Source organism: Pseudomonas sp. BNK-7 (assembly GCF_048072025.1).
GTDB lineage: Bacteria > Pseudomonadota > Gammaproteobacteria > Pseudomonadales > Pseudomonadaceae > Aquipseudomonas > Aquipseudomonas danubii.
In genome coordinates, this window is the sequence record NZ_CP182252.1 from 6,064,755 (window position 1) to 6,090,526 (window position 25,772).

General features: G+C 60.7%; 25 protein-coding genes. 20 read left to right on the forward strand and 5 right to left on the reverse strand.

Annotated elements, in window-relative coordinates; all coding sequences use genetic code 11:
- Window positions 1-5 precede the first annotated feature (5 nt).
- The 3 genes from ACMGF8_RS27215 to ACMGF8_RS27225 all read left to right on the forward strand — a co-directional run bounded on the left by ACMGF8_RS27215 (window position 6) and on the right by ACMGF8_RS27225 (window position 2,781).
- A complete protein-coding gene (locus tag ACMGF8_RS27215; RefSeq protein WP_102860808.1) occupies window positions 6-449 on the forward strand; it encodes a MarR family transcriptional regulator in 444 nt (147 codons plus the stop codon).
- A gap of 292 nt (window positions 450-741) precedes the next feature.
- Complete coding sequence (locus ACMGF8_RS27220) at window positions 742-2,091, forward strand: NCS2 family permease (RefSeq protein WP_102860807.1); 1,350 nt, start codon at window positions 742-744, stop codon at window positions 2,089-2,091.
- A gap of 63 nt (window positions 2,092-2,154) precedes the next feature.
- On the forward strand, window positions 2,155-2,781 hold the full coding sequence (locus ACMGF8_RS27225; RefSeq protein ID WP_102860806.1) for a LysE family translocator: 627 nt from the start codon (window positions 2,155-2,157) through the stop codon (window positions 2,779-2,781).
- Window positions 2,782-2,927: 146 nt separating this feature from the next.
- Here the strand turns inward: ACMGF8_RS27225 and uraH are convergent, their stop codons facing one another.
- Window positions 2,928-3,281 carry a hydroxyisourate hydrolase gene (uraH, locus tag ACMGF8_RS27230; RefSeq protein WP_102860805.1) on the reverse strand — a complete coding sequence of 118 codons (354 nt, stop codon included), beginning with the start codon at window positions 3,279-3,281 and terminating at the stop codon, window positions 2,928-2,930.
- A gap of 425 nt (window positions 3,282-3,706) precedes the next feature.
- On the opposite strand from uraH, the gene puuE reads away from it, so the two are divergent.
- From puuE to ACMGF8_RS27265, 7 genes are all read left to right on the forward strand, one after another.
- A complete protein-coding gene (puuE, locus tag ACMGF8_RS27235) occupies window positions 3,707-4,633 on the forward strand; it encodes an allantoinase PuuE (RefSeq protein ID WP_110594650.1) in 927 nt (308 codons plus the stop codon).
- Window positions 4,630-5,145: a 2-oxo-4-hydroxy-4-carboxy-5-ureidoimidazoline decarboxylase gene (gene uraD / locus ACMGF8_RS27240; RefSeq protein WP_102860803.1), complete on the forward strand. Its 516-nt coding sequence runs from the start codon at window positions 4,630-4,632 to the stop codon at window positions 5,143-5,145. The genes puuE and uraD overlap by 4 nt, the downstream gene beginning before the upstream one ends.
- A gap of 100 nt (window positions 5,146-5,245) precedes the next feature.
- Entirely contained in the window at window positions 5,246-6,241 is a 996-nt protein-coding gene (gene alc / locus ACMGF8_RS27245) for an allantoicase (protein ID WP_102860802.1), read from the forward strand.
- Between the two features lie 96 nt (window positions 6,242-6,337).
- Complete coding sequence (locus ACMGF8_RS27250; RefSeq protein ID WP_102860801.1) at window positions 6,338-6,841, forward strand: ureidoglycolate lyase; 504 nt, start codon at window positions 6,338-6,340, stop codon at window positions 6,839-6,841.
- Window positions 6,842-6,892: 51 nt separating this feature from the next.
- Window positions 6,893-8,206 (forward strand): urate hydroxylase PuuD, encoded by a 1,314-nt coding sequence (locus ACMGF8_RS27255; protein ID WP_110594654.1) that lies wholly within the window; start codon window positions 6,893-6,895, stop codon window positions 8,204-8,206.
- Between the two features lie 172 nt (window positions 8,207-8,378).
- Window positions 8,379-9,737, forward strand: a complete 1,359-nt coding sequence (locus ACMGF8_RS27260) for a nucleobase:cation symporter-2 family protein (protein WP_102860799.1) — start codon at window positions 8,379-8,381, stop codon at window positions 9,735-9,737.
- A 637-nt stretch (window positions 9,738-10,374) separates the two neighbouring features.
- Window positions 10,375-11,160, forward strand: coding sequence for an outer membrane protein OmpK (locus ACMGF8_RS27265; protein WP_207166366.1), 786 nt, complete (start codon window positions 10,375-10,377; stop codon window positions 11,158-11,160).
- A 78-nt stretch (window positions 11,161-11,238) separates the two neighbouring features.
- Here the strand turns inward: ACMGF8_RS27265 and ACMGF8_RS27270 are convergent, their stop codons facing one another.
- A complete protein-coding gene (locus tag ACMGF8_RS27270) occupies window positions 11,239-12,018 on the reverse strand; it encodes a FadR/GntR family transcriptional regulator (protein WP_222933647.1) in 780 nt (259 codons plus the stop codon).
- Window positions 12,019-12,185: 167 nt separating this feature from the next.
- Here ACMGF8_RS27270 and ACMGF8_RS27275 point away from each other — a divergent pair, with 167 nt between their 5' ends.
- Both ACMGF8_RS27275 and denD read left to right on the forward strand, forming a co-directional pair.
- Entirely contained in the window at window positions 12,186-13,496 is a 1,311-nt protein-coding gene (locus ACMGF8_RS27275) for an MFS transporter (protein ID WP_102860797.1), read from the forward strand.
- Window positions 13,497-13,512: 16 nt separating this feature from the next.
- On the forward strand, window positions 13,513-14,487 hold the full coding sequence (gene denD / locus ACMGF8_RS27280) for a D-erythronate dehydrogenase (protein ID WP_102860796.1): 975 nt from the start codon (window positions 13,513-13,515) through the stop codon (window positions 14,485-14,487).
- Between the two features lie 44 nt (window positions 14,488-14,531).
- Here the strand turns inward: denD and ACMGF8_RS27285 are convergent, their stop codons facing one another.
- Together ACMGF8_RS27285 and ACMGF8_RS27290 are read right to left on the reverse strand one after the other, a co-directional pair.
- Window positions 14,532-15,689, reverse strand: coding sequence for a patatin-like phospholipase family protein (locus ACMGF8_RS27285; protein ID WP_102860795.1), 1,158 nt, complete (start codon window positions 15,687-15,689; stop codon window positions 14,532-14,534).
- Between the two features lie 50 nt (window positions 15,690-15,739).
- Window positions 15,740-16,672, reverse strand: coding sequence for a lipid A biosynthesis lauroyl acyltransferase (locus ACMGF8_RS27290; RefSeq protein WP_102860794.1), 933 nt, complete (start codon window positions 16,670-16,672; stop codon window positions 15,740-15,742).
- A 122-nt stretch (window positions 16,673-16,794) separates the two neighbouring features.
- Here ACMGF8_RS27290 and minC point away from each other — a divergent pair, with 122 nt between their 5' ends.
- The 7 genes from minC (at window position 16,795) to ACMGF8_RS27325 (ending at window position 23,483) form a co-directional block, all read left to right on the forward strand.
- A complete protein-coding gene (gene minC / locus ACMGF8_RS27295) occupies window positions 16,795-17,532 on the forward strand; it encodes a septum site-determining protein MinC (protein WP_102860793.1) in 738 nt (245 codons plus the stop codon).
- A 200-nt stretch (window positions 17,533-17,732) separates the two neighbouring features.
- The gene (gene minD, locus ACMGF8_RS27300; protein WP_011062650.1) at window positions 17,733-18,545 is read left to right on the forward strand and encodes a septum site-determining protein MinD; all 813 of its coding nucleotides are present in this window, start codon (window positions 17,733-17,735) and stop codon (window positions 18,543-18,545) included.
- Window positions 18,545-18,799 (forward strand): cell division topological specificity factor MinE, encoded by a 255-nt coding sequence (minE, locus tag ACMGF8_RS27305; RefSeq protein WP_007898843.1) that lies wholly within the window; start codon window positions 18,545-18,547, stop codon window positions 18,797-18,799. Before minD ends, minE begins: the two co-directional genes overlap by 1 nt.
- 92 nt (window positions 18,800-18,891) lie before the next feature.
- The gene (locus ACMGF8_RS27310) at window positions 18,892-19,527 is read left to right on the forward strand and encodes an RluA family pseudouridine synthase (RefSeq protein WP_102860792.1); all 636 of its coding nucleotides are present in this window, start codon (window positions 18,892-18,894) and stop codon (window positions 19,525-19,527) included.
- Window positions 19,528-19,667: 140 nt separating this feature from the next.
- Entirely contained in the window at window positions 19,668-20,957 is a 1,290-nt protein-coding gene (locus ACMGF8_RS27315) for a M18 family aminopeptidase (RefSeq protein WP_077934615.1), read from the forward strand.
- A gap of 83 nt (window positions 20,958-21,040) precedes the next feature.
- Window positions 21,041-21,247: a hypothetical protein gene (locus ACMGF8_RS27320; RefSeq protein WP_102860790.1), complete on the forward strand. Its 207-nt coding sequence runs from the start codon at window positions 21,041-21,043 to the stop codon at window positions 21,245-21,247.
- A 79-nt stretch (window positions 21,248-21,326) separates the two neighbouring features.
- Window positions 21,327-23,483 carry a mechanosensitive ion channel family protein gene (locus ACMGF8_RS27325; protein ID WP_102860789.1) on the forward strand — a complete coding sequence of 719 codons (2,157 nt, stop codon included), beginning with the start codon at window positions 21,327-21,329 and terminating at the stop codon, window positions 23,481-23,483.
- A 39-nt stretch (window positions 23,484-23,522) separates the two neighbouring features.
- Here the strand turns inward: ACMGF8_RS27325 and ACMGF8_RS27330 are convergent, their stop codons facing one another.
- Entirely contained in the window at window positions 23,523-24,236 is a 714-nt protein-coding gene (locus ACMGF8_RS27330) for a UTRA domain-containing protein (protein ID WP_102860788.1), read from the reverse strand.
- A 363-nt stretch (window positions 24,237-24,599) separates the two neighbouring features.
- Between ACMGF8_RS27330 and ACMGF8_RS27335 the strand changes: the two genes are divergently transcribed.
- Window positions 24,600-25,667, forward strand: a complete 1,068-nt coding sequence (locus ACMGF8_RS27335; RefSeq protein WP_102860787.1) for an ABC transporter substrate-binding protein — start codon at window positions 24,600-24,602, stop codon at window positions 25,665-25,667.
- The last annotated feature ends 105 nt before the right edge of the window (window positions 25,668-25,772 follow it).

Sequence of the window (25,772 nt, forward strand, 5' to 3'; positions counted from 1 at the left end):
TCAATATGCTTGACCTTAAAAACCAGACCTCGCAACAAGCCGCCATGGAAGCCTTCTTCTTTGGCTATCAGGCCTTTACCGCCAAGGCCGACGAAATGCTCGAACGCCGAGGCTTGAGTCGCGTGCACCAGCGCATCGTGTTTTTCATTGCCCGTTACCCCGGCCTGAGTGTGAAAGAACTGCTCACGCTGCTGGGGGTGAGCAAGCAGGCACTGAATACGCCTTTGCGCCAACTCATGGAAATGCACCTGGTAGACAGCATCGCCCCAGCCAGCGACAAACGAAAACGCCTGTTGCAACTGACCGACGATGGCGCGCGCTTTGAACACTCCCTGCGTCGCGAACAGGTAAAACTGCTGCAACGGGCCTTCGCCGAAGCCGGAGAAAGTGCGGTCAATGGCTGGCTGGCCGTAAACCAGGCCCTGGCGGGAAAACCTGCAGACGACTGATAGCCCCTTCCTCTCGGCGCGCCCTCCCAGACCGCCGAACAGACTCTGACCAACCCTCCGCACTGCCCGGCATAAAGGGCGATGGTGATATAGCCAAGTCCTCAGATTTTTCGCACACAAAACCAAAAACATTATTTGCTTTCTTTGTATACAAAAGCATAATTCGCCACGTGTGAGTTCTTGACCCAAAGGTCAACAAACCCCACAAGCCCTGCCTGCCTCAAAGAGCCGCTGCCCACCCTCCCGTGCCCGGTTCTGGAAAAAACAATAAAACTCTTGAGGAGTACTCGCTGTGGAAAGCCGCAAATCCGAAGCCTCTCCGCTGGACCTCTCGCCCTCGCTGAACAGCGGCTGGCTGGAGCGCATCTTCAAACTCAGGTTGCATGGCACCACGGTGAAGACCGAGCTGATTGCCGGTGTGACAACCTTCATCACCATGGCTTACATCATCTTCGTCAATCCCAACATCATGGCCGACGCCGGCATCGACCACGGCGCCGCCTTCGTTGCCACCTGCATCGCTGCTGCCCTGGGCTGCCTGCTAATGGGCCTGTACGCCAACTGGCCAGTGGGCCTGGCCCCGGGCATGGGTCTCAACGCCTTCTTCACCTACACCGTGGTCGGCACCATGGGCTACAACTGGGAAACCGCCCTCGGCGCGGTATTCATCTCCGGTGTGCTGTTCATGATCCTGACCTTGTCGCGGATTCGTGAATGGCTGCTCAACAGCATTCCGGTGAGCTTGCGCTTCGCCATGGGAGCGGGTGTCGGGCTGTTTCTCGGACTGATCGGGTTGAAAACGGCGGGCATCATCGTCGACAGCCCGGCCACCCTGCTCAAGCTCGGCTCCCTGCGTGAACCGGGTCCGCTGCTGGCGGCCATCTGCTTTCTGATGATCGCAGTACTCAGCTACCACCGAGTGTTCGGCGCAATCCTCATCAGCATCATCGCCGTGACCCTGGCCGGCTGGGGCCTGGGGCTGGTGCACTACAACGGCATCCTGTCCACCCCGCCGAGCCTGGCGCCCACCTGGATGGCCATGGATGTTGCCGGGGTGTTCAACATCAGCATGATCAGCGTGGTACTGGCCTTCCTCTTCGTGCACATGTTCGACACCGCCGGCACCCTGATGGGCGTGGCCCAGCGTGCCGGCCTGGTGAAGGCCGACGGCAAGATCGAGAATCTCTCGCGCGCCCTCAAGGCCGACAGTGCTTCAAGCGTCTTCGGCGCAGTAGTCGGGGTGCCGCCGGTGACCAGCTACGTGGAAAGTGCCGCCGGTGTGGCCGCGGGCGGGCGGACTGGCCTTACCGCCGTCACCGTAGGTGTGCTATTTGTTGCCGCCATGTTTTTTGCGCCGCTGGCAGGCATGATCCCTGCTTACGCCACAGCAGGTGCCTTGATCTATGTTGCGATGCTGATGATGGGCGGCATGGCCCATATCAACTGGGACGAAGCCACCGACAGCATTCCGGCGATTGTCACGGCAATCATGATGCCCCTGACCTTTTCCGTCGCCGATGGCATTGCCCTGGGTTTCATCACCTACGTGGTACTGAAGGCAGGAACGGGCAAGCACAAGGAAATTTCCATCAGCCTGTATGTGCTGTGCGCGATCTTCATCGCCAAGTTCATTTTCTTGTAAGCCACACCTGCTCTCACCCGCCCCATCCCTTCGGATGGGGTTTTTGTGTATTGGGAGAATGCAATGAGTCTGGAAACCTGGCTGCTGTTCAGTGGCGCTACCTTGGTAGTGATCCTGATTCCGGGTCCCTTGTCGTTGCTGATGATCAGCAACAGCCTGAACTATGGCCTGCGCCGCTCATACCCGGCTTTTCTCGGCGGGGTCCTGGCCTCGATCTGCCTGTTGAGCGCATCCGCGCTGGGCCTGGGCGCACTGCTACTGGCTTCGAAGCAACTGTTCAGCGCCCTGAAGATCGTCGGCGCCCTCTATCTGTTCTACCTCGCCTGGCAGAGCTGGCAGCAATCGCGGCAGCTTTCCCACGGCGCGGTGGTACCGGAAGTCGCACTGAAACCGCGCTTTCGTGCACTGTTCGGACGCGCTTTTGTCCTGGGGGCCAGCAACCCGAAGGACATTCTGTTCTTCGCCGCGTTCCTGCCGCAGTTTCTCAATGCCCAGCAGCCTTTCCTGCCCCAACTGCTGACCATGATCGCTACCTGGACCCTGCTGGACCTGAGCTGCAAGTTGGCCTACGGCTTCAGTGCCCATGGCGCCGCGCGTTACTTGCGCAGCGGCAAGGGCCAAAGCTGGTTCAATCGCATCAGTGCCGGGCTGTTCACAGGGGCTGGAGCCGCATCCCTGTTGAGCCGTTAAGCGCTTCGCCGACAAGCCGGCTCCTGCAGCACTCAGCCAGGAACCGACTTGCCAGCGACGACTTTATAACCGGCGAAAAAAAGCCCGCAGTGTGAGCGGGCAAGGACCAAAGAAGCTATTTGCGCAGGATTCTTGGGGGGAAAGTCCTAGCTTCCTCTGTAGGTCGAATAGCTGTACGGCGAGATCAGCAGCGGCACGTGGTAATGCTCCTGCTCGGCACTGATACCGAACCGCAGCACGACTACATCAAGGAACGCCGGCTGTGGCAGTTGTACACCCCGGGCGCGGTAGTAATCGCCAGCGTGGAAATGCAGTTGGTAAACCCCGGAACGGTAGTCATCGCCCTGCAGCAGCGGCGCATCGCAACGGCCATCGCTGTTGGTCAGGGTGCTGGCGACCAATTCCATCTGCGCCCCGTCAACCCGATACAGCTCAACCTTGATAGCGCTGCCAGGGCAGCCATGTGCGGCGTCCAAAACGTGTGTAGTCAAACGTCCCATTGATTCTGCGTGCCTGTCACAACTGGTGCGCCCAGGCCTCGCGCCTCCCGGAGTCAGTGATTGAAAGGGGGCCACAGCATTTCGGCGGGTGAAAAGCTGCGGCGAGGTCACGATTAAGACACTTTTCAAAAAAATTGTACACAATAATAATCACAAATATTCACTCCGGCAGCGCTGTACCCACAAGCCTGTGGATTGACCTCAACACCACAGCAGCAGACGACTTGCGATCCATTAGCTGACCATATAGGCAAGTTTCTTGCAGGTGCAGGCCATAGCGACAAAAGCAGAAAAATGCAAAAAATCAGGCTTACAAAGTGAATATAAACTTGTATACAATCAGCCCATCGCAGTGACGCTCACCTGGCTTTCCGGCTTCAGGTTCCGCCACGCCACCGTTATCACGAACAAGAAGGAAGACTGCAGTGAGCGCTGACTACCCTCGCGACCTGATCGGTTATGGCTCTACCCCCCCTCATCCTCACTGGCCAGGCAATGCTCGTGTCGCCCTGTCCTTCGTGCTCAATTACGAAGAAGGCGGCGAACGCAACATCCTTCATGGCGATAAGGAATCGGAAGCTTTCCTCTCGGAAATGGTTTCGGCGCAGCCGCTGCAGGGCGAGCGCAACATGAGCATGGAGTCGCTGTACGAATATGGCAGCCGCGCCGGCGTCTGGCGGATCCTCAAGCTGTTCAAGGAATTCGACATTCCGCTGACCATCTTTGCCGTAGCCATGGCTGCTCAGCGCCATCCGGACGTGATCCGCGCCATGGTCGAGGCCGGCCATGAGATCTGCAGCCACGGCTACCGCTGGATCGACTACCAGTACATGGACGAAGCCCAGGAACGCGAGCACATGCTCGAGGCGATCCGCATCCTTACCGAAATCACCGGTGAACGCCCACTGGGCTGGTATACCGGCCGTACCGGCCCGAACACCCGACGCCTGGTAATGGAGGAAGGCGGCTTCCTCTATGACTGCGATACCTACGACGACGACCTGCCCTACTGGGAACCCAACAACCCCACCGGCAAGGCGCATCTGGTCATCCCCTACACCCTGGATACCAACGACATGCGTTTCACTCAGGTCCAGGGCTTCAACAAGGGCGACGACTTCTTCCATTACCTCAAAGATGCCTTCGATGTGCTCTACGCCGAAGGTGCCGAAGCCCCGAAGATGCTGTCCATCGGCCTGCACTGTCGACTGATCGGTCGCCCGGCCCGCCTGGCATCCCTCAAGCGCTTCATCGAATACGTCAAAGGCCATGAACAGGTGTGGTTCACCCGTCGTGTCGATATCGCCCGCCACTGGCAACAGACCCATCCTTACCAGGGAGCGGCGAAATGACTGCTTTCCAGAGCCTCAAGCCATCGACCCTGAGCCGTGAAGCCTTCGTCGAGGCTTTCGCCGATATCTATGAACATTCGCCATGGGTGGCTGAAAGAGCCTACGACCTGGGTGTTGACGCCTCCGTCGACCAGATTGAAGGCCTGCACCAGCGCATGAGCGATATCCTGCTGAGCGCCGATCACGCCAGCCAGTTGGCACTGATCAACGCTCACCCGGATCTGGCCGGCAAAGCCGCCGTCCAGGGCCAGTTGACCGAAGCCAGCACCAACGAACAGGCTGGCGCCGGTATTCACCAATGCACAGCCGAAGAGTTCCAACGGTTCACCGAGCTGAACGATGCCTACAAGGCCAAGTTCAAGTTTCCCTTCATCATGGCGGTGAAAGGCAGCAACCGGCACCAGATTCTCGCCGCGTTCGAAACCCGCATCCACAACTCAGTGGACACTGAGTTCAAGTGCGCACTGGCGGAGATCAACAAGATTGCATTGTTCAGATTGCTGACCCTGTAGCGACCCGCTCCTGAGGATAGCCCCGAGAACCTGGATGCCCCCGCGCCACTCCCGGTTCTACGTGCATCCCAAGCCACCTATTTCAAGGCAGACAAGAAGAATGAAAGCTTACGCCGCCCCTTTCGAGAAGTTCGTCAACCTGGCCGACGCGCGCCTGGGCACCAAGATCATCTCGGTCACCGATGACTGGTTCGCTGACGCGAACCGGCTGTTCCAGCCAACCCCGGCTGTCTGGAAGGAAGGCGTGTTCGATGACAACGGCAAGTGGATGGATGGCTGGGAATCCCGTCGCAAGCGCTTCGAAGGCTACGACAGCGCAGTGATCCGCCTGGGCGTGCCAGGCTCGATCAAGGGCGTGGACATCGACACCTCGTTCTTCACCGGCAACTTCCCGCCATCGGCGTCCCTGGAAGCCTGCTTCCTCAGCGAAGGCGAACCTGGCGAAGACACCCAGTGGGTCGAAGTGCTGTCTGCTGTCGAGCTGCAAGGCAACAGCCATCACTACCACGAGATCAACAACGATCAGCCCTTCAGTCACCTGCGCTTCAATATCTATCCGGATGGCGGTGTAGCGCGCCTGCGGGTCTACGGTACGCCGTACCGCGACTGGTCGGCCATCGCTGACAACGAACAAGTCGACCTGGCTGCGGCCCTAAACGGCGGTCGTGCCCTGGCCTGCTCCGACGAACACTTCGGACGCATGGGCAACCTCCTCAACCCGGGCCGCGGCATCAACATGGGCGACGGCTGGGAAACGGCCCGCCGTCGCACTCCCGGCAATGACTGGGTGATCGTCGCCCTGGGCCATGCCGGCGAAATCGAGAAGATCATCGTCGACACCCTGCACTTCAAGGGCAACTACCCGGACAGCTGCTCGATCCAGGGCGCATTCGTCAAGGGTGGCACCGACAGCCAGATCGAAACCCAGAGCCTGTTCTGGCGTGAACTGCTACCCAGCCAAAAGCTGGAAATGCATGCCGAGCACAGCTTTGTCGAGCAGATCAAAGCCCTGGGGCCGATCACCCATATCCGCCTGAACGTGTTTCCGGACGGTGGCGTCAGCCGCTTGCGTCTCCTGGGCAAGGTCGCGAAATAGACGTCCCCCATCGCAGGCCAGCCCGCACCTGTTGGAGCAAACTGGCTCGCGATGACCGCAAAACAGACAAAACACACTCAAGATAAGAAGAACAGCATGCGCACATTGATGATTGAACCCCTGAGCAAAGAAGCCTTCGCCCCTTTCGGTGACGTGATCGAAACCGACGGCAGTGATCACTTCATGATCAACAATGGTTCGACCATGCGCTTCCACCGCCTGGCAACGGTTGAAACCGCCCAGCCGGAGGACCAGGCGATCATCAGCATCTTCCGCGCCGACGCGCTGGAAATGCCGTTGACCGTCCGCATGCTGGAACGCCATCCGCTGGGCAGCCAGGCCTTCATTCCGCTGCTCGGCAACCCCTTTCTGATCGTGGTCGCGCCACTTGGCGATGAACCTGTATCAGGCTTGGTCCGCGCCTTCGTCAGTAATGGCAGGCAGGGCATCAATTACCATCGCGGCGTCTGGCACCACCCGGTGCTGACGATCGAAAAGCGGGATGACTTCCTGGTGGTTGATCGCAGTGGCAAAGGCAATAACTGCGATGAGCATTTCTTCAAAGAGGATGAGTGTTTGATCCTCGCCCCCCACCAATAAGAGAAGGTCTGATCACCCGACAACAAGGGTGACAGGCAAGAGGTAAAGACTGTGGAAGCACATCTGTTGGAATGGCTCAACCTGAGCGTGCGTTGGGTACATATGATCACTGGTGTGGCCTGGATCGGCGCATCGTTCTATTTCGTCTGGCTGGAGAACAACCTCAATCGCGTCAACCCCAAGGACGGCCTGTCCGGCGACCTCTGGGCGATTCACGGTGGCGGTATCTATCACCTGGAAAAATACAAACTGGCCCCGCCCTCGATGCCGGAGAACCTGCACTGGTTCAAGTGGGAAGCCTACTTCACCTGGCTGTCGGGGATTGCCCTGCTGTGCCTGGTGTTCTACTACAACCCGATGCTCTACCTGGTTGCCCCCGGCAGCGGCCTGACCGGCCCTGAAGGCGTGGCCATCGGTATCGGCGCGTTGATTGCCGGCTGGTTCGTCTACGACTTCCTCTGCGATTCGCCATTGGGCAAGAAACCTGCCCTGCTCGGCTTCATCCTGTTCGTTCTGCTGATTGCCGCCGCTTACGGCTTCAGCAAAGTGTTCAGCGGCCGTGGCGCATACCTGCATGTGGGCGCCATCATCGGCACCATCATGGTGGGCAACGTATTCCGCATCATCATGCCGGCCCAGCGCGCACTGGTGGCGGCGATCGCGGAAAACCGCACACCGGACCCGACCCTGCCGGCCAAGGGCCTGCTGCGTTCGCGTCACAACAACTACTTCACCCTGCCTGTGCTGTTCATCATGATCAGCAACCACTTCCCGAGCACCTACGGTAGCCAGTACAACTGGTTGATCCTGGCCGGGATCGCGGTCCTGGCGGTGCTGGTACGTCACTACTTCAACACCCGGCATGACAGCCACAAGTTCGCCTGGACCCTGCCCGTTGCTGCACTGGGCATGATCTGCCTGGCTTACGTGACTGGTCCGACGCCAGCTCCCAGCGCCCCCGAAGTAGCCAAGGCCGCCGGCCAGATCGAGTACCAGCCCCTGCCGGAAACTGCACTGGGCGGTGGCGCCAAACCCGCGGCGCCAGCCAGCGCAGAAGCCCCGGCGGCTCCAGCGGCAAGTCCGGCACAGGCATCCAGTGCCGGGCCATCCTTTGACAAGGTGCATAACGTGATCCAGGAGCGCTGCACGGTTTGCCATTCGGCCAAGCCCACCAGCCCCCTGTTCAGCACGGCACCGGCCGGGGTGATGTTCGATACCCCGGAACAGATCCGCCTGCAAGCCGCACGTATCCAGGCCCAGTCCGTCGCCAGTCAGATCATGCCATTGGGCAACATCACGCAGATGACCCAACAGGAACGTGAACTGATCGGTGCCTGGATTGCCCAGGGCGCCCAGACCAACTGATCAGCGCCTGTAGCAGGGCCGATTCGCGAGCAAGCTCGCCCCTACAGAACCGGACTCATCTGTAGGGGCGGGCTTGATTGCCATCAGCCGCTCAAGCTTCACCCGTTGCAGACACGCTGCGCGTAAAGACGCAGCGGTTAAATCACAAGAATAAAAAGATCCGAGGTGTTGCATGTCCGATTCATCCGAACAGTGCGTCCCCGATGCGCCCGCCATTCAGCGTCTGCCCTTCTTGCAACTGATCCTGGTCGGTCTGCAACACGTTCTGCTGATGTACGGCGGTGCAATTGCGGTGCCGCTGATCATCGGACAGGCCGCGGGCCTGAGTCGTGAAGAAATCGCCTTCCTGATCAATGCCGACCTGCTGGTAGCGGGGATCGCCACCATCGTCCAGTCACTGGGCATTGGCCCCATGGGCATTCGCATGCCGGTGATGATGGGGGCCAGCTTCGCCGCCGTCGGCAGCATGGTGGCCATGGCCGGCATGCCCGGGATCGGCATGCAGGGGATTTTCGGTGCGACCATCGCCGCAGGGTTCTTCGGCATGCTGATTGCGCCGTTCATGTCCAAGGTGGTGCGTTTCTTCCCGCCCCTGGTCACTGGGACGGTCATCACCTCGATCGGTTTGTCACTGTTTCCAGTGGCGGTGAACTGGGCCGGCGGCGGCAGTGCTGCCGCGCAATTCGGGTCACCCATCTACCTGGCTATCGCCGCGCTGGTGCTGGGCACTATCCTGTTGATCCATCGCTTCATGCGTGGCTTCTGGGTCAATATTTCCGTGCTGATCGGCATGGGCCTGGGCTACATCCTCTGCGGCCTGATCGGCATGGTTGACCTCAGTGGCATGGCCCAGGCGCCCTGGCTGCAGGTGGTCACGCCGCTGCACTTCGGCATGCCGCAGTTCCATCTTGCCCCCATCCTGTCCATGTGCCTGGTGGTGGTGATCATCTTCGTCGAGTCCACCGGGATGTTCCTGGCCCTGGGCAAGATCACCGGCCAGGAGGTCACCCCGCGCATGCTGCGCCGCGGCCTGCTGTGTGATGCCGGGGCGTCGTTCTTCGCCGGTTTCCTCAACACCTTCACCCACTCTTCCTTCGCCCAGAACATCGGCCTGGTGCAGATGACCGGGGTGCGCTGCCGTTCCGTGACCATCGTCGCCGGTGGCCTGCTGATCATCCTCAGCCTGCTGCCCAAAGCAGCGTTCCTGGTAGCCTCGATTCCTCCAGCGGTACTGGGCGGCGCAGCCATCGCCATGTTCGGCATGGTGGCCGCCACCGGGATCAAGATCCTCCAGGAAGCCGACATCGCTGACCGCCGCAATCAGTTGCTGGTGGCTGTGAGCATCGGAATGGGCCTAATTCCCGTGGTCCGCCCGGAGTTCTTTGCCCACCTGCCGCTGTGGATGAGCCCCATCACCCACAGCGGCATTGCCATGGCGACCTTGAGCGCCCTGGTGCTGAACCTGCTGTTCAACATCCTCGGCGGCAGCGAGCGCGCGGCCAACAGCGCACACCACGCTCATCAGCATTGAGTCGCCCCCCCGGGCGCCGGTTCGACGCCCGGGGGCTGCTACACCGTTCACGCTTGAATGCAGCGCTCGGCCCCCAGGACCGAGCGCCGCCCACAGACGCCGCGCCTTGACAATAAAAACAAACAGGGAGCACTCCTATGCAGCCTGCCCAGGCCCCTCTGGCGGTGGCCGCTCCATGGCCATTGGCGCCGGCCCATCGCCCCGATGGCCAGCGATCATTGCCCGGCTATTGCCCTTCATTACGGATACCTGCCTGATATGGCCGGCCTGCCTGCCCCAAAGTGGTTGCAAGTGCGCCGTTGCGGCGCACTTGAGCCCTGCCGTGAGAGCCAGTATTCTCCGCGGCCGCGCAAATCTGGTCTAAAAAAAAGCCCGGATGAAAAACCTGACCCAAGAGCCAACTTATCCCGGCCTGGACAGGTAACAAGGCGCCCGAAAATATCGCGAAAACACTCTCGCCCGGCTGTATCGCTACAGCTGGACGGGAGTTTTTTGCTTTTTTTCGGCCTTGGCTCAGCTCTTGCTAAAAGCAACAAAGCTGACCGATCGGATGGTTTTTTTACAGCAAAGAAAAAAGGCGCCACACCAGAGCGTCAAGCCAAAAAAAACGTGGAACTACCTACTTGGGAGCAACCGAATGAAATCGATGTGCAAGAGCCTGATGTTGGCCACCAGTCTGCTGGCCGGGGGGCAGGCCGTGGCTGGCGACCTGTTGCAATGGCAGAACAACAGCCTGACTTACTTGTATGGCAAGAACTTCGAAGTCAACCCGCAGACTCAACAGACGGTCACCTTCGAACACGCCGACGCCTGGAAGTACGGGGACAACTTCTTTTTCCTCGACCGCATCTTCTACAACGGCAAGGAAGACGGCAATGTCGGCCCGGACACCTACTACGGCGAGTTCTCGCCACGCTTGTCGTTCGGCAAGATCTTCGACCAGAAACTGGAATTCGGCCCGATCAAGGACGTGCTCCTGGCGTTCACTTACGAATTCGGCGAAGGCGACAATGAGTCCTACCTGATCGGCCCGGGCTTCGACCTGGCAGTACCGGGCTTCGACTACTTCCAGCTGAACTTCTACCAGCGCCACACCGAAGGCAGCCGCGCGGGTGACAACGTCTGGCAGATCACTCCGGTGTGGTCCTACACCATTCCCGTGGGCCGCTCGGACATCCTGATCGACGGTTTCATGGACTGGGTGGTGGACAACGACCAGAACGCCAAAGGCACCTACCACGCCAACCTGCACTTCAACCCACAGATCAAATATGACCTGGGCAAGGCACTGAACTGGGGCGCCAAGCAGCTGTACGTCGGTTTCGAGTACGACTACTGGAAGAACAAATACGGCATCAAGGATTCGCGTAACTTCGAGACCAACCAGGACACCGCCAGCCTGTTGGTCAAATACCACTTCTGATACCCCCTGAGACGGCCGGCCCTCATGTTCCGATGAGAGCCGGCCACTCAGACTGATGGGCCAGCGCGACGCTGCCTATCAGGCAAGACGTGATCCGGAGTCCCGCCAGAATCCCGGATCGGCACTCTTGAGCCGCTCCACCGCATTGTGGATGTGGCTCAGCGCTGCTTGCCGCGCCCCTTCGACATCACGCGCGGCGATGGCCCCATAGACCGCGAAATGCTCATCGCGCACCGAGTGCGCCAGATCCCGGCGCCGCTCCTCATTGGAACGGGTAATGCGGATCGCCTCTTTGATGAACTGGGCAATGAACTCATGCAATGAGGGATACAGCGGATTGCCGGTGGCCTGGGAAATCGACAAGTGAAACGCCAGGTCCTGCTCCACGCCGTCCTGGCCGGCCTGCTCGGCCACATCGATGGCCAGCAATGCCTGATGGATCGCCTGCAGTTGCTCGGGGGTGTGCCGCTGCGCCGCCAGCGCCGCCGCCTCGCCCTCGATACCACGTCGCAGTTCAGTCACCCGCAGAACCGCCTCGATCGACCCGCGTACATCCAGATCGATAGTGAAGGCCTTGATATGCGCGCCCTCGCTGACCACGGTGCCGCTACCTTGGCGCACCTCCACCAGCCCGGCCGACTTCAAGCGCGAAATCGCCTCGCGGATGACCGTACGGCTGACCCCGAAACGCTCGCACATGACCGGCTCGGTGGGCAGCCGCGAACCCGGCAGGGCCTCGCCACTGGCGATATGCGCCTTGAGTGCCGCAGTCACTTGATCCGCCAGGGTGCCCTTGGCCGCATCCTTGAGCGTCGCCAGGGAGTCGACAGCGAGGGAAGAGTTGTCAGGCTTGGACATGGGTATCTCTGTATTCAAAGTGGCTAACGGTACTGCATTTCATGCACGCCGTCCCGCTCGGTATCCGGCCGTTGAATTCGTATGATGTATTATGATATCTAAGACACCTCATCAAGTCCGATAAAAACAAAATCACCCAAATACAAGAAAAAAGGATGGGTAAAGACATGACTGAATCACTGTCGCAAACTGCCGCCCGCTCCCCCACCGCTTCCTTTGAAGACCTGGCCTATCGCAAAGTCGCCTGGCGCATCCTGCCGTTGCTGCTGCTGTGCTACCTGGTGGCCTACCTGGATCGAGTCAACGTCGGCTTCGCCAAGTTGCAGATGTCCGAAGACCTGCAATTTTCCGAAGCGGTCTACGGGCTGGGCGCGGGGATTTTCTTCATCGCCTACTTTCTGGTGGAAATTCCCAGCAACCTGATCCTGCATCGGGTCGGTGCGCGCCTGTGGATCGCTCGCATCATGATCAGTTGGGGCATCATTTCCTCGTGCATGGCTTTCGTCAGCACCCCTACCTCTTTCTATGTGATGCGCTTTCTGTTGGGCATCGCCGAGGCCGGGTTCTATCCGGGGGTCATCCTCTATCTGTCGTACTGGTTCCCTTCCAACCGCCGCGGCAAGATGTACGCCCTGTTCGCTACCGCAGTACCGCTTTCGGGGTTGATTGGCGCGCCGCTGTCCGGTTGGATCATGAGTGCCCTCAATGGCCACCAGGGCTTTGCAGGCTGGCAATGGATGTTCTTCCTCGAAGGCTTGCCGTCGATCCTGGTGGGCGGCCTGGTGATCTACTGCCTCAGCGACCGTATCGCCGACGCGGGCTGGTTGACCCGCCAAGAAAAAAACCTGCTGCAGGCCCGAATCGAGGCCGAGGCCGACGGCCATCAGGTTCACAGCGTCAGGCAAGTGTTCGGGCAACCCCGGATCTGGCTGCTGACCGCCATCTATTTCTGCATGATCGCCGGCTTCTACACCGTTGGCTTCTGGCTGCCCTCGCTGATTCGCCAGGCCGGCGTCAGCGACGTGTTCGAGGTCGGCATGCTCACGGCGATTCCCTATGCCGCGGCAGCGCTGACCATGGTGCTGATCTCCCGCAGCGCCGACCGCTTGCGCGAACGCCGTTGGCATCTGGCGCTGACCGCCGTGCTTGGCGGTATCGGCCTGATGATTTCCGCCACCTGGAGTGACAACTTCACGGTATCGATGATCGGCCTGACCCTGGGGGCCATGGGCGCCTTCAGCACCCTGCCGCTGTTCTGGAGCCTGCCCACGGCCTTTCTCGGCGGCACCGCGGCCGCCGCCGGCATTGCCCTGATCAACTCCTGGGGCAACCTCGCCGGCTTTGTCTCGCCCTACCTGATGGGCTTTCTCAAAGACCTGACCCAAAGCACCACCATCGGCATGTACGTCATGGCCAGCGCGTTGTTCATCGGCGCCCTGCTGGTCTTCAAGATTCCCGGAAAACTCGTCAATCGCTGAACACTTGGAGCCACTCATGAATATTCTTGTCACCGGCGCGGCCGGCTTTCTCGGACGGCGGTTGATCGAAGCCTTGCTGCAACGGGGCACACTCACCGACCGTCACGGCCAATTGCAGCCCATCAAGCGCATTACCGCATTTGACCGCGAGCCCGTGCAGGGCCTCGATGACCCACGGGTGCAGGTCAAGGAAGGAGACATTAGCGATGAACAGGTGCTGGCCAAACTGATCGACGCCGACACCGATAGCATCTTTCACCTGGCCGCCGTGGTCTCCAGCCAGGCGGAAGGCGATTTCGAACTGGGCATGCGGGTCAACTTCAGTGCGACCCAAGGTCTGCTGGAGCGGGTGCGTCAGCTGGGCTCCTGCCCAAAGTGGGTGATGACCAGTTCTGTGGCCGTCTTCGGTGGGCAACTGCCGGAGAACGTCGACGATGATCAGGTCTGGGCTCCGCAAAGCTCCTACGGGACCCAGAAAGCCATGAATGACCTGCTGCTCGCCGATTACAGCCGACGCGGCTTCGTCGATGGTCGCAGCCTGCGCATGCCCACCATCGTGGTGCGACCAGGCAAACCGAACCTGGCGGCGTCCAGCTTCGCCAGCGGTATCATCCGCGAACCCCTCAATGGCCAGGCCAGTGTCTGCCCGGTGGCCCCGGATACCCGACTCTGGTTGATGTCTCCAGCCCGGGCCATTGCCAACCTGATCCATGGTCATGAGCTGGCCGCAGAGCGCTTGAGTCAGGGCCGAGTGATCAACATGCCCGGTCTGTCGCTGACCGTGGCGCAGATGATCGACGCGCTGCGGGAAGTGGCCGGAGACGAAGTTGCCCAGCGTATTCAGCTACGCCCGGACGCCAGGATCGAACGCATCGTCGGCTCCTGGCCGGGAGCCTTCAGTGCCAGATATGCCAGCGAGCTGGGTTTTACCGCGGACGAGGATTTTATCGGTGTGATCCGCCAGTTCATCCAGGACTACCTGCCTCACTGACCTCAGGCTGGGAAAATCCCGGGCTCATCGGCTGAGCCCGGGCTTCAACCCTTAAGGCCCAGAAACCGCGCCAACTCCTCGCCCTTGGCCAGGGCGTCACTGCGCCCCAGTTCGATCAACTCGCTGCAATACGACGCCTCGAACAGCAAATAGCTCAGGACCCCGGCACCACTGGTCCGGGTTGCCCCCGGTCCGCGCAGGAACAAGCGCAGTGCCGCTGGCAACTCCTGCCGGTGCCGCGCCGCTATTTCGTCGATCGGCTGACTCGGGGCAATCACCAGCACTTCCACCGGCGCAATACCCAAGCCGCGATCCGCCGCACTGCCAGGTAACAGTCGACTGAAATGATTGAGCCGCTCCAGCAGTTCGATATCGCTTTCCAGGCTGTCAATGAAGGTGCTGTTGAGCATATGGCCACCAATCTGCGCCAGAGTCGGCTGCTGCCCGGTGTAAGAACGCTGCCGGGTAGCGTCTGGATCATTGCCCCGCGGGTTGCCACTGACCCCCACCACCAGCACGCGGCTGGCCCCCAGGTGCAACGCCGGGCTGATGGGCGCCGACTGGCGCACGGCACCGTCGCCGAAATACTCCTGGTCAAGCTTCACTGGCGCGAACAGCAAGGGGATCGCCGCGCTGGCCAGCAGGTGGTCCACCGTCAGCTGCGTGGGAACGCCGATGCGCCGATGACGCAACCAGGGATCGATGACCCCACCACCTTGATAAAAGGTCACCGCCTGTCCGGATTCGTAGCCGAAGGCCGTCACCGCTACCGCATGCAGTTGGCCTTGGGAAATGGCCTGGTTGATGCCCGAAAGATGCATGTGCTGATTGAGCAGGTCGCGTAGCGGCGAGTTGTTGATCAGCGCCACCGGCACCTGTGCACCGAGCCCCAACAGGCTGTGGCCGACAAAACGACTGGCTTGGCGAATCACTCCTGGCCAATCGCTGCGCATCACCTGATCGCTGCGAAAGCTGCGCCAGAATGCCGTGAGGCGTTCGATTGCCGCGGGAAAATCCGTGGCCCCACTGGCCAGGCTGACCGCATTGATAGCCCCGGCAGAGGTACCAACGATCACCGGAAACGGATTGCGCGCCCCAGGCCCCAACAGCTCGGCAATCGCCGCCAGCACGCCCACCTGATAGGCGGCCCGGGCACCACCGCCGGAAAGAATCAAACCTGTGATCGGTTGCGCAACACTCATCAACTCACTCCATCCGTGGCGCACAAGGTCCGGCAATCAATGCCAGGTGGTCAACCGCGCTTCTTGTAAAGCTTGGGCTCGCCCGGCGGCCGGCTCTTGAAGCGTCGATGGGCCCAGAGGTACTGCTCGGGACAGGCGCGCAACGCACTTTCCACCCACTGATTGATCCGCAGGCAATCCTCTTCTTCAGTGGCACCGGGAAAATCCGTCAGGGGTGCATGAATCACCAGGCGATACCCACTGCCATCGGCCAGGCGCTCCTGGGTGAAAGGCACGACCAGCGCCTTGCCCAGACGGGCGAACTTGCTGGTGGCGGTCACGGTAGCCGCCTGGATGCCGAACAACGGCACGAACAGGCTCTGCTTGGCGCCATAGTCCTGGTCCGGTGCATACCAGATGGCCCGACCGGAACGCAGCAGCTTGAGCATGCCGCGCACGTCCTCTCGTTCCACGGCCAGGGAATCCAAGTTGTGTCGCTCGCGGCCACGACGCTGAATGAAATCGAACAGCGGGTTCTTGTGCTCGCGGTACATGCCATCGATGGTGTGCTGCTGCCCCAGCAGCGCCGCGCCAATTTCCAGGGTGGTGAAGTGCAGGGCCATGAGAATCACCCCGTGACCTTCGCGCTGGGCCTGCTTGAGGTGTTCCAGGCCTTCAACATGGGCCAGGCGCGCCAGACGCTGCCTGGACCACCACCAGCTCATGGCCATTTCGAAGAAGGCGATCCCGGTGGAGGCGAAGTTTTCCTTGAGCAGGCGCTTGCGCTCTGCGGCGGTTTTTTCCGGGAAACACAGTTCCAGATTGCGTCGGGCGATAGACCGTCGATCGCCAGCTACTCGGTACATCAACGCCCCCAGGGCGCGACCGATTTGCAGGAGCACGGGATAAGGCAGCTGGACGATCAGCCATAACACGCCAAGTCCCAGCCACAGCGGCCAGAAACGTGGAGACAAGAATGCAGCTCGAAAACGCGGGCGATCCATTACAGATTCCGGGACAGACAACAAGGTCGCGCATTCTACATCGGTTCGACCTGGCTTGCGGGGCGCGGGCGATCTCGTTATAAGTCTCGGCACTTTTAGTGACAAGCCGCCTTCTGCAGACCATGAGCCAAACCGAATCGCTAGACCAAGATCCTGTGTTCCAGTTAAAGGGCAGCATGCTCGCCATCACGGTGCTGGAACTGGCCCGCAACGACCTTGAAGGCCTCGATCGCCAACTGGCCGCGAAGGTCGCCCAGGCGCCAAACTTCTTCAGCAACGCGCCACTGGTACTGGCGCTGGACAAGCTGCCTGCTGCCGAGGGCTCGGTGGATCTGCCCGGGCTCATGCGTGTCTGCCGCCAGCACGGTCTGCGTACCCTGGCAATCCGCGCCAGCCGGATTGAAGACATTGCAGCGGCCATCGCCGTCGATCTGCCAGTACTGCCACCTTCCGGTGCTCGGGAGCGCCCACTCGATCCGCCGGAAAGCGAGGTCAAGAAAGTACCGGAAAAGCCGCCTGAACCAACCGTCAAACCGACCCGCATCATCACTTCGCCAGTACGCGGCGGACAGCAGATCTATGCCCAAGGTGGCGATCTGGTGGTGGTGTCCTCGGTCAGCCCCGGCGCGGAACTTCTCGCCGATGGCAATATCCATGTATACGGCCCAATGCGTGGTCGGGCGCTGGCTGGCGTCAAAGGTGACACCAAGGCACGGATTTTCTGTCAGCAATTGAGCGCTGAACTGATCTCCATCGCCGGTCAGTACAAGGTTTCCGAAGACCTGCGGCGCGACCCTTTGTGGGGCTCTGGAGTCCAGGTCAGCCTGTCGGGTGACGTGTTGAACATCACACGTCTTTAACGGATACTGCCGCATTTTCCAAGCATCTCTAAAACGTAGCGATTACGGCTCAAACGAAGTAGGAAATTGGCAATCAGCAGAGTTTATCGACGATAAACCCTGCCGCTGACCGAGCTCCAGCCAAGGCTGTCCGACTGCAGTAGTTTTCAAGAGATGTTTTTCAGGGGCTAAAAGTCCTTTTTCCTTAGGGGTGAAACACCTTGGCCAAGATTCTCGTGGTTACATCCGGCAAGGGTGGTGTGGGTAAAACCACCACCAGCGCCGCTATCGGTACCGGCCTCGCTCTGCGTGGTCACAAAACAGTCATCGTCGACTTCGACGTCGGCCTGCGTAACCTCGACCTGATCATGGGTTGCGAGCGTCGCGTGGTGTATGACTTCGTCAACGTGGTCAATGGCGAAGCCAACCTGCAGCAAGCCCTGATCAAAGACAAGCGCCTGGAAAACCTCTACGTACTGGCCGCCAGCCAGACCCGCGACAAAGACGCGCTGACCCTGGAAGGCGTGGAAAAAGTCCTGATGGAACTCAAGGAAACTTTCGAGTTCGTGGTCTGCGACTCCCCAGCCGGTATCGAGAAAGGCGCCCACTTGGCCATGTACTTCGCCGACGAAGCGATTGTCGTGACCAACCCTGAAGTCTCCTCGGTCCGCGACTCCGACCGTATGCTCGGCCTGCTGGCCAGCAAATCCCGCCGCGCCGAAAAAGGCGAAGACGCGATCAAGGAGCACCTGCTGTTGACCCGTTACAACCCGGAGCGCGTCAGCAATGGCGAAATGCTTGGCGTTGAAGACGTCAAAGAAATTCTCGCAGTGACCCTGCTGGGCGTGATTCCGGAATCCCAGGCCGTGCTCAAGGCTTCCAACCAGGGCGTGCCGGTGATTCTCGACGACCAGAGCGATGCGGGCCAGGCCTACAGCGACGCGGTCGATCGTTTGCTGGGCAAAACCGTGGAACACCGGTTCCTTGATGTCGAGAAGAAGGGATTCTTCGAGCGCCTGTTTGGAGGTAGATAATGAATCTTTTTGACTTCTTTCGTGCCAGCAAAAAGGTCAGCACCGCGTCGGTAGCGAAAGAGCGTCTACAGATCATCGTGGCGCATGAACGCGGCCAGCGCAGCACCCCTGATTACTTGCCCGCCTTGCAGAAGGAACTGGTGGAAGTGATCCGCAAGTACGTCAATATCGGGTCCGACGACGTGCACGTCGCTCTGGAAAACCAGGGCAGTTGCTCGATCCTGGAACTCAATATCACCCTGCCTGATCGCTGATTGATCCGACGGGAGCCACGGCGGCTCGCTGACTTCATGCATAGCATTGAGGTCGGCGAGCCGCCGTTGGCGTTTGTTACGAGGCTGTTTTAATGCCGTTGTCGAATATCCACATCCTGCATCAGGACCCCGCCGTCCTGGTGGTGAACAAACCCACCCTGCTGCTTTCAGTCCCCGGTCGCGCCGACGACAACAAGGACTGCCTGATCACTCGCCTGCAGGAAAACGGCTACCCCGAAGCCCGTATCGTCCACCGACTGGATTGGGAAACCTCAGGGATCATTCTCCTGGCCCGGGACGCAGACACCCATCGCGAACTGTCGCGACAGTTTCATGACCGCGAAACCGAAAAAGCCTACACCGCCCTGTGCTGGGGCCAGCCGGAACTGGACAGCGGCAGCATCGATCTGCCCTTGCGCTATGACCCGCCAACCAAACCCCGGCATGTGGTGGACCACGAATTCGGCAAGCACGCCCTGACCTTCTGGCGAGTGCTGGAGCGCTGCGGCGACTGGTGCCGGGTCGAGCTGACCCCCATCACCGGCCGCTCTCATCAGTTGCGGGTACACATGCTGTCCATCGGGCACCCACTACTGGGCGATGGCCTCTACGCCCACCCGCAGGCCTTGGCCGCCTGGCCAAGGCTGTGCCTGCATGCCAGCATGCTCAGCTTCACTCATCCCCAGACCGGCGAGCGCCTGCGCTTCGATTGCCCCGCGCCCTTCTGACAGCGTTCTGCAGGAGCGGGTTTTCCGGCGAAGGCCCCCTGACGACCATCCCCCAGGTCGACAACCGCTTCGCCGGCAAGCCGGCTCCTATAGTGCCCTGCTATACGTTAAACTCGCGCCACTGCTGTCTGGAGCTACTTATGCGCGAAGAGTTGAACCAAGGCCTGATCGACTTCCTCAAGGCCTCCCCTACCCCTTTCCATGCCACTGCCAGCCTTGTTCAACGTCTGGAAGCGGCAGGTTACCAGCGCCTCGACGAGCGCGAGCCGTGGACCACCGAAGCCAACGGCCGCTACTACGTCACCCGCAACGACTCCTCCATCGTCGCCTTCAAGCTGGGCCGGCATTCGCCCCTGCAAGGCGGCATCCGCCTGGTGGGCGCCCACACCGACAGCCCCTGCCTGCGGGTCAAGCCTCAGCCTGAACTGCAGCGCCAGGGTTTCTGGCAACTGGGTGTGGAAGTCTATGGCGGCGCACTGCTGGCTCCCTGGTTCGACCGTGACCTGTCACTGGCCGGCCGCGTAACCTTCCGCCGCGATGGCAAGGTGGAAAGCCAACTGATCGACTTCAAGGCCCCCATCGCGATCATTCCCAACCTGGCCATCCACCTCAACCGTGAAGCCAATCAGGGCTGGGCGATCAACGCGCAGAACGAATTGCCGCCGATCCTTGCCCAGTTTGCCGGTGACGAACGTGTGGATTTCCGCGCGGTCCTGACCGACCAACTGGCCCGCGAACACGGTCTGAACGCAGATGTGGTGCTGGACTACGAGCTGAGTTTCTACGACACCCAGAGCGCCGCGGTGATCGGCCTGCACGGTGACTTCATTGCCGGCGCACGCCTGGACAACCTGCTGTCCTGCTACGCCGGGCTGCAGGCCCTGTTGACAGCCGACAGCGAGGAAACCTGCGTACTGGTGTGCAACGACCATGAAGAAGTCGGCTCCTGCTCGGCTTGCGGCGCCGATGGCCCGATGCTCGAACAGACCCTGCGCCGCCTGCTGCCCGAAGGCGACGAGTTCGTCCGTACCATCCAGAAATCGCTGCTGATTTCCGCAGACAACGCTCACGGCGTGCACCCCAACTACGCTGACAAGCACGACGCCAATCACGGCCCGAAACTCAATGCCGGCCCGGTGATCAAGGTCAACAGCAACCAGCGCTACGCCACCAACAGCGAAACCGCCGGTTTCTTCCGCCATCTGTGCATGGCCGAGGAAGTCCCGGTGCAGAGCTTCGTGGTGCGTAGCGATATGGGTTGCGGCTCGACCATCGGCCCGATCACCGCCAGCCACCTGGGCGTGCGCACTGTCGACATCGGCTTGCCGACCTTCGCCATGCACTCGATCCGTGAACTCTGTGGCAGCCATGACCTGGCCCACCTGGTAAAGGTGCTGAGCGCCTTCTACGCCAGCCACGAACTGCCCTGAGTTGTCACCGCGGGCGCCCCTCAGGGGGCCCCGCCGGTTTCTGATACACATCAACCCGGGGCGCGGTAAAGCGACCTAGACTTATGAGTACTCTTCCTGACAAGGCCGTCGCCATGATCTCGATGTCTGCGTTCCACTCCATGCTCATCCCGATTCTCACGGGCATGATTCTCCTGGCCATCGGCTTCAACTTCCGGGACAAGAACCTCGGTGTGTTCAGCATGTGGATCGGCATGCTGCTGATTCTCGGCACTGTGGTTTACAAAATCCTCGCCAAACTGGCGGAATAAATGCCGCGCTCGCCCTCGCATTGAATTTGGCGGCCTCGTACACTCGGTTGATCCGATTTTCTCCGAGGTTGACCGCCCAGTGTTCGCTCGTCTTTTCGCCCTGCCCTGCTTTGCGCTTGTCTGCCTGCTGACCCTCCTGCCCCTGAGCAGTGCGCAGGCGGTTGGCCTGCCGGGCCTGCTGGGCAACCAGAGCAAACCGCAACCACAGGCCGAAGAGCCCCTGGGGCAGTCTTTGGACGAGGTGATCAAGTCCCTGGAAAACGACCAGCAACGCGCCAAGCTGCTGGCTGATCTGAAAAAGCTCCGGGACGCCACGAAAAAAGCCCAGCCCGCCACTGAAGAAGGCGTGCTCGGCCTGATCGGCGGCACTCTGTCGAGCCTGGAGAAACAGTTCTCCGGCGCTGATAGCCCCTTGAACCGCTGGACCGACGAGTTCGATCAAGCCCAGGAAGAACTATCGGCGTTGATGCTGCCAGCCAGCCAATGGCTACCGATCATTTTTGCCTTTGCCCTGATTCTCATGGTCTGGAGTCTGCTGGCGGCGGCGCTGATCTGGCTCAGCCACCGGGTGCGCCTGCGTTTCGGTCTCACCGAGGAACTGCCCCAGCACCCCAAGACCTGGGACTTGCTGCGCTTCGCCCTGCGCAAGCTCGGCCCCTGGCTGATCGCTCTGCTGATCACCGTCTACATGACCTACTCCCTGCCCTCGTCATTGGGCAAGGACCTGGCCATGGTCCTGGCCTACGCCCTGGTGGTGGGCACCTGTTTTTCGGCGATCTGTGTGGTGGCGTTTTCCGTCCTCGATGGTCCGCATCGTCATCGTGCCCTGTATATCCTGCGCCGCCAGGCGTTCCGACCACTGTGGTGGATCGGCAGCTTCGCCGCGTTCGGCGAGGCCCTGAGCGACCCTCGGATGGTGGCCAGCCTCGGCCAACACCTGGCCCATACCGCAGCGACTTTCGCCAATGTCATGGCGGCGCTGTCCACCGGGGTATTCATCCTGCGCTTTCGCCGGCCGATCGCGCACCTGATCCGCAACCAACCGTTGTCCCGGCGCCTGACCCGCCGCGCCTTGAGCGACACCATCGAAATCATTGGCACCTTCTGGTATCTCCCCGCCCTGGTGCTGGTGGGCATTTCGCTGTTCGCCACCTTCGTTTCCGCCGGCGACACCAGCACGGCCCTGCGCCAGTCACTGTTGTGCACGGTGCTGCTGGTGCTGTGCATGGTGATCAACGGCCTGGTGCGGCGCCACGCCCTCAAGCCCCAGCGTGGGCACAAGCGCCATGCGCTGTATTCCGAACGGTTGAAAAGCTTCTTCTATACCCTGGCCCATCTGGCGGTGTGGCTGGCGTTCATCGAACTGGGCCTGCGGGTGTGGGGCATGTCGCTGATCCGCTTCACCGAAGGCGACGGCCATGAAGTCAGCGTCAAGCTGTTCAGCCTCGCAGGCACCCTGATCTTCGCCTGGCTGATCTGGATCTTGAGCGACACCGCGGTGCATCACGCCCTGACCCGCTCGCGCAAGGGCCTGGCCAACGCCCGCGCACAGACCATGATGCCGTTGATCCGCAACGTACTGTTCGTGGCGATTTTCATCATCGCCACCATCGTCGCCCTGGCCAACATGGGCATGAACGTCACACCGCTGCTGGCCGGTGCCGGTGTCATCGGTCTGGCCATCGGTTTCGGCGCCCAGTCGCTGGTGGCAGACTTGATTACCGGTCTGTTCATCATCATCGAGGACTCCCTGGCCATCGACGATTACGTGGATGTCGGCGGTCACCTGGGCACCGTCGAGGGCCTGACCATCCGCACCGTGCGCCTGCGGGACATCGACGGCATCGTGCACACCATCCCGTTCAGCGAAATCAAGAGCATCAAGAACTACTCCCGGGAGTTCGGCTACGCGATCTTTCGCGTGGCGATTCCCTACAACATGGAGATCGACGACGCAATCAAGCTGATGCGCGATGTGGGCCAGAAGATGCGTACCGATCCCTTGCAACGACGCAACATCTGGTCGCCTCTGGAGATCCAGGGAGTGGAGAGTTTCGAGTCCGGCAGCGCCATCCTACGGGCCCGTTTCAAGACCGCGCCGATCAAGCAATGGGAAGTGTCCCGGGCGTTCAACCTGTCCCTCAAGCGTCACCTGGACGAAGCCGGACTGGACCTGGCCACCCCGCGCATGAGCATCCAGGTGATCACCCCCGGCAGCGCCCCGGAAAAGCAATGACCCCGTAGGCGCCGTCTTGCCGGCCAACGGCACTGGCGTCTAAAGAACGTCAACGCCCACGTGAATTGCGTCATGCCGCCAGAATTCCAGATCACAGTCGATCAGCCGCTCGTGCTGGTCATAGTTGACCCGGGCGATGCGCAGCCCGGGGCTGCCCACCGACACCTTCAGGGCCGCCGCCGCTTCCGGCTGCAATGAGGTGGGCACGATCTCGAAGCGCACCCGCCCGTAATGCAGGTCGTAATGCCGGGCATAGAGCTCGGTGATCGACTGGTTCAAATCCAGGTCGAGAATGTGTGGAAAGTACTTGGGGTTCAGGTAGTGCTCCACATACAGCACCAGCCGGTCATCGATGCGCCGCGCTCGACAGATCTGGATCACGCTGGACAGTGCCGGTAATTGCAGCCAGGCGCAGACCGCCGCCGACGCCGGTTGCAGGCGCGCCGAGATCACCTCAGTGGAAGGCACTCGCCCCTGGGCGCTGACCATGGCGTGGAAGTGACTGCGCTGCATCAGGTTGTAGGCCAGCCGCGGCGGCGAAACGAACCAGCCCCGGCGCTCCTCGCGGTAGATCTGCCCCTGGGCCTCCAATTGCAGCAGGGCCTCACGCACGGTGATACGGGTGGTGGCGAACAACTCGCTGAGCTTGCGCTCGGCCGGCAGCTTGCTGCCGGGTGCCAACAGACCATGGGCGATCTGCTCCTGCAGGACCTGGCCGATGGCTGTCACCGCTTTGGTTGCATCAATACGCATCAACGTTACCTATCTGGACTAGACCAGCACTATTTCAGGGCAGCGCAGTGGTCGGGACAGCGCTCTGCAGCCGTGTCCAAAGCCTAGGCAATGCATATGACTGATAGATGACAACGCCGCTGAGCGAGCCTCTGGTGAACCTGCAAATTGCCCGCCAGAACCTTGCAGAACGGGTGTTTGGGCATGGTCTACGCTTATTTCGCAGCGCCGAACCTGCGCCCGAATCCATGCGCCGACCGTTGGCACCGACATCAAAGTGTCATCCAACACGCCTAAATTGGCTCAGGTATTGCTGACCTAGACCAACCCACCGCAAGACCGTCGATAACAACGCAGCGTTGAACACGCCCAAAGGAGCTTCGGATGAAACAGCTTTTCCTGGCATCACTGTTAGGTTCGACCATTGCCCTGTGCACCGCCGCCATGGCTGCTGACAACGATTTGAAAACCCTGGAAGCCGCTGCGAAAGCAGAAGGCGCGGTGAACAGCGTCGGCATGCCCGACGACTGGGCCAACTGGAAAGGCACCTGGGAGGACCTGGCGAAAATCTATGGCCTCAAGCACATCGACACCGACATGAGTTCGGCCCAGGAGATCGCCAAGTTCGCTGCGGAAAAAGACAACGCCAGCGCCGACATCGGCGACGTCGGCGCCGCCTTCGGCCCCATCGCAGTCAAGCAGGGTGTGGCCCAACCCTACAAACCCAGCACCTGGGCCCAGGTCCCGGACTGGGCCAAGGACAAAGACGGCAACTGGGCGCTGGCCTATACCGGCACCATCGCCTTCATCATCAATAAAAAGCTGCTGCACGGGTCTGAGGCGCCGAAGAGCTGGGCAGATCTGGAGAAAGGCAAGTACAAAGTCTCCATCGGTGACGTGAGCACCGCAGCCCAAGCCGCCAACGGCGTGCTGGCCGCGGCCATCGCCAAGGGCGGCGACGAAAAGAACATCCAGCCGGCGCTGCTGATGTTCGCCGAGATCGCCAAGCAGGGGCGCCTGTCCCTGGCCAACCCGACCATCGCCACCATGGAGAAAGGTGAAGTGGAAGTGGGCGTGGTCTGGGATTTCAACGGCCTGAGCTACCGCAACAAGATGGTCAACAAGGATGACTACGAAGTGCTGATCCCATCCGACGGCTCGGTCATCTCCGGCTACACCACCATCATCAACAAATACGCCAAGCATCCCAACGCCGCCAAGCTGACCCGCGAGTACATCTTCAGCGATGCCGGCCAGACCAACCTGGCTCGCGGCAATGCGCGCCCGATCCGGGCCGAGCATCTGACTCTGCCGGCGGACGTCCAGGCCAACCTGCTGCCCAACGAGCAATACAAGCACGTAACCCCGATCAAGGACGCCGATGCCTGGGAGAAAACCTCCAAGTCCCTGCCGCAGAAGTGGCAGGAAGAAGTGATCATCAACATGCCGTAATACTGCATCAGTCGTAGGAGTCGGCTTGCCGGCGAAGGCCTGTACGAGCGTGCAGGCACCTTCGCCGGCAAGGGCAATGCCGTCCGGCCGCTCCTACAGGTTCCA

Coding starts and splice junctions, on each gene's coding strand:
- ACMGF8_RS27330 (WP_102860788.1), bottom strand. CDS start 24,236: ATGCGTATTGATGCAACCAAAGCGGTGACAGCCATCGGCCAGGTCCTG.
- uraH (WP_102860805.1), bottom strand. CDS start 3,281: ATGGGACGTTTGACTACACACGTTTTGGACGCCGCACATGGCTGCCCT.
- ACMGF8_RS27215 (WP_102860808.1), top strand. CDS start 6: ATGCTTGACCTTAAAAACCAGACCTCGCAACAAGCCGCCATGGAAGCC.
- ACMGF8_RS27320 (WP_102860790.1), top strand. CDS start 21,041: ATGAGTACTCTTCCTGACAAGGCCGTCGCCATGATCTCGATGTCTGCG.
- ACMGF8_RS27260 (WP_102860799.1), top strand. CDS start 8,379: ATGTCCGATTCATCCGAACAGTGCGTCCCCGATGCGCCCGCCATTCAG.
- ACMGF8_RS27285 (WP_102860795.1), bottom strand. CDS start 15,689: ATGAGTGTTGCGCAACCGATCACAGGTTTGATTCTTTCCGGCGGTGGT.
- denD (WP_102860796.1), top strand. CDS start 13,513: ATGAATATTCTTGTCACCGGCGCGGCCGGCTTTCTCGGACGGCGGTTG.
- ACMGF8_RS27310 (WP_102860792.1), top strand. CDS start 18,892: ATGCCGTTGTCGAATATCCACATCCTGCATCAGGACCCCGCCGTCCTG.
- ACMGF8_RS27335 (WP_102860787.1), top strand. CDS start 24,600: ATGAAACAGCTTTTCCTGGCATCACTGTTAGGTTCGACCATTGCCCTG.
- ACMGF8_RS27275 (WP_102860797.1), top strand. CDS start 12,186: ATGACTGAATCACTGTCGCAAACTGCCGCCCGCTCCCCCACCGCTTCC.
- ACMGF8_RS27270 (WP_222933647.1), bottom strand. CDS start 12,018: ATGTCCAAGCCTGACAACTCTTCCCTCGCTGTCGACTCCCTGGCGACG.
- minE (WP_007898843.1), top strand. CDS start 18,545: ATGAATCTTTTTGACTTCTTTCGTGCCAGCAAAAAGGTCAGCACCGCG.
- uraD (WP_102860803.1), top strand. CDS start 4,630: ATGACTGCTTTCCAGAGCCTCAAGCCATCGACCCTGAGCCGTGAAGCC.
- ACMGF8_RS27250 (WP_102860801.1), top strand. CDS start 6,338: ATGCGCACATTGATGATTGAACCCCTGAGCAAAGAAGCCTTCGCCCCT.
- ACMGF8_RS27265 (WP_207166366.1), top strand. CDS start 10,375: ATGAAATCGATGTGCAAGAGCCTGATGTTGGCCACCAGTCTGCTGGCC.
- ACMGF8_RS27315 (WP_077934615.1), top strand. CDS start 19,668: ATGCGCGAAGAGTTGAACCAAGGCCTGATCGACTTCCTCAAGGCCTCC.
- minC (WP_102860793.1), top strand. CDS start 16,795: ATGAGCCAAACCGAATCGCTAGACCAAGATCCTGTGTTCCAGTTAAAG.
- ACMGF8_RS27225 (WP_102860806.1), top strand. CDS start 2,155: ATGAGTCTGGAAACCTGGCTGCTGTTCAGTGGCGCTACCTTGGTAGTG.
- ACMGF8_RS27290 (WP_102860794.1), bottom strand. CDS start 16,672: ATGGATCGCCCGCGTTTTCGAGCTGCATTCTTGTCTCCACGTTTCTGG.
- alc (WP_102860802.1), top strand. CDS start 5,246: ATGAAAGCTTACGCCGCCCCTTTCGAGAAGTTCGTCAACCTGGCCGAC.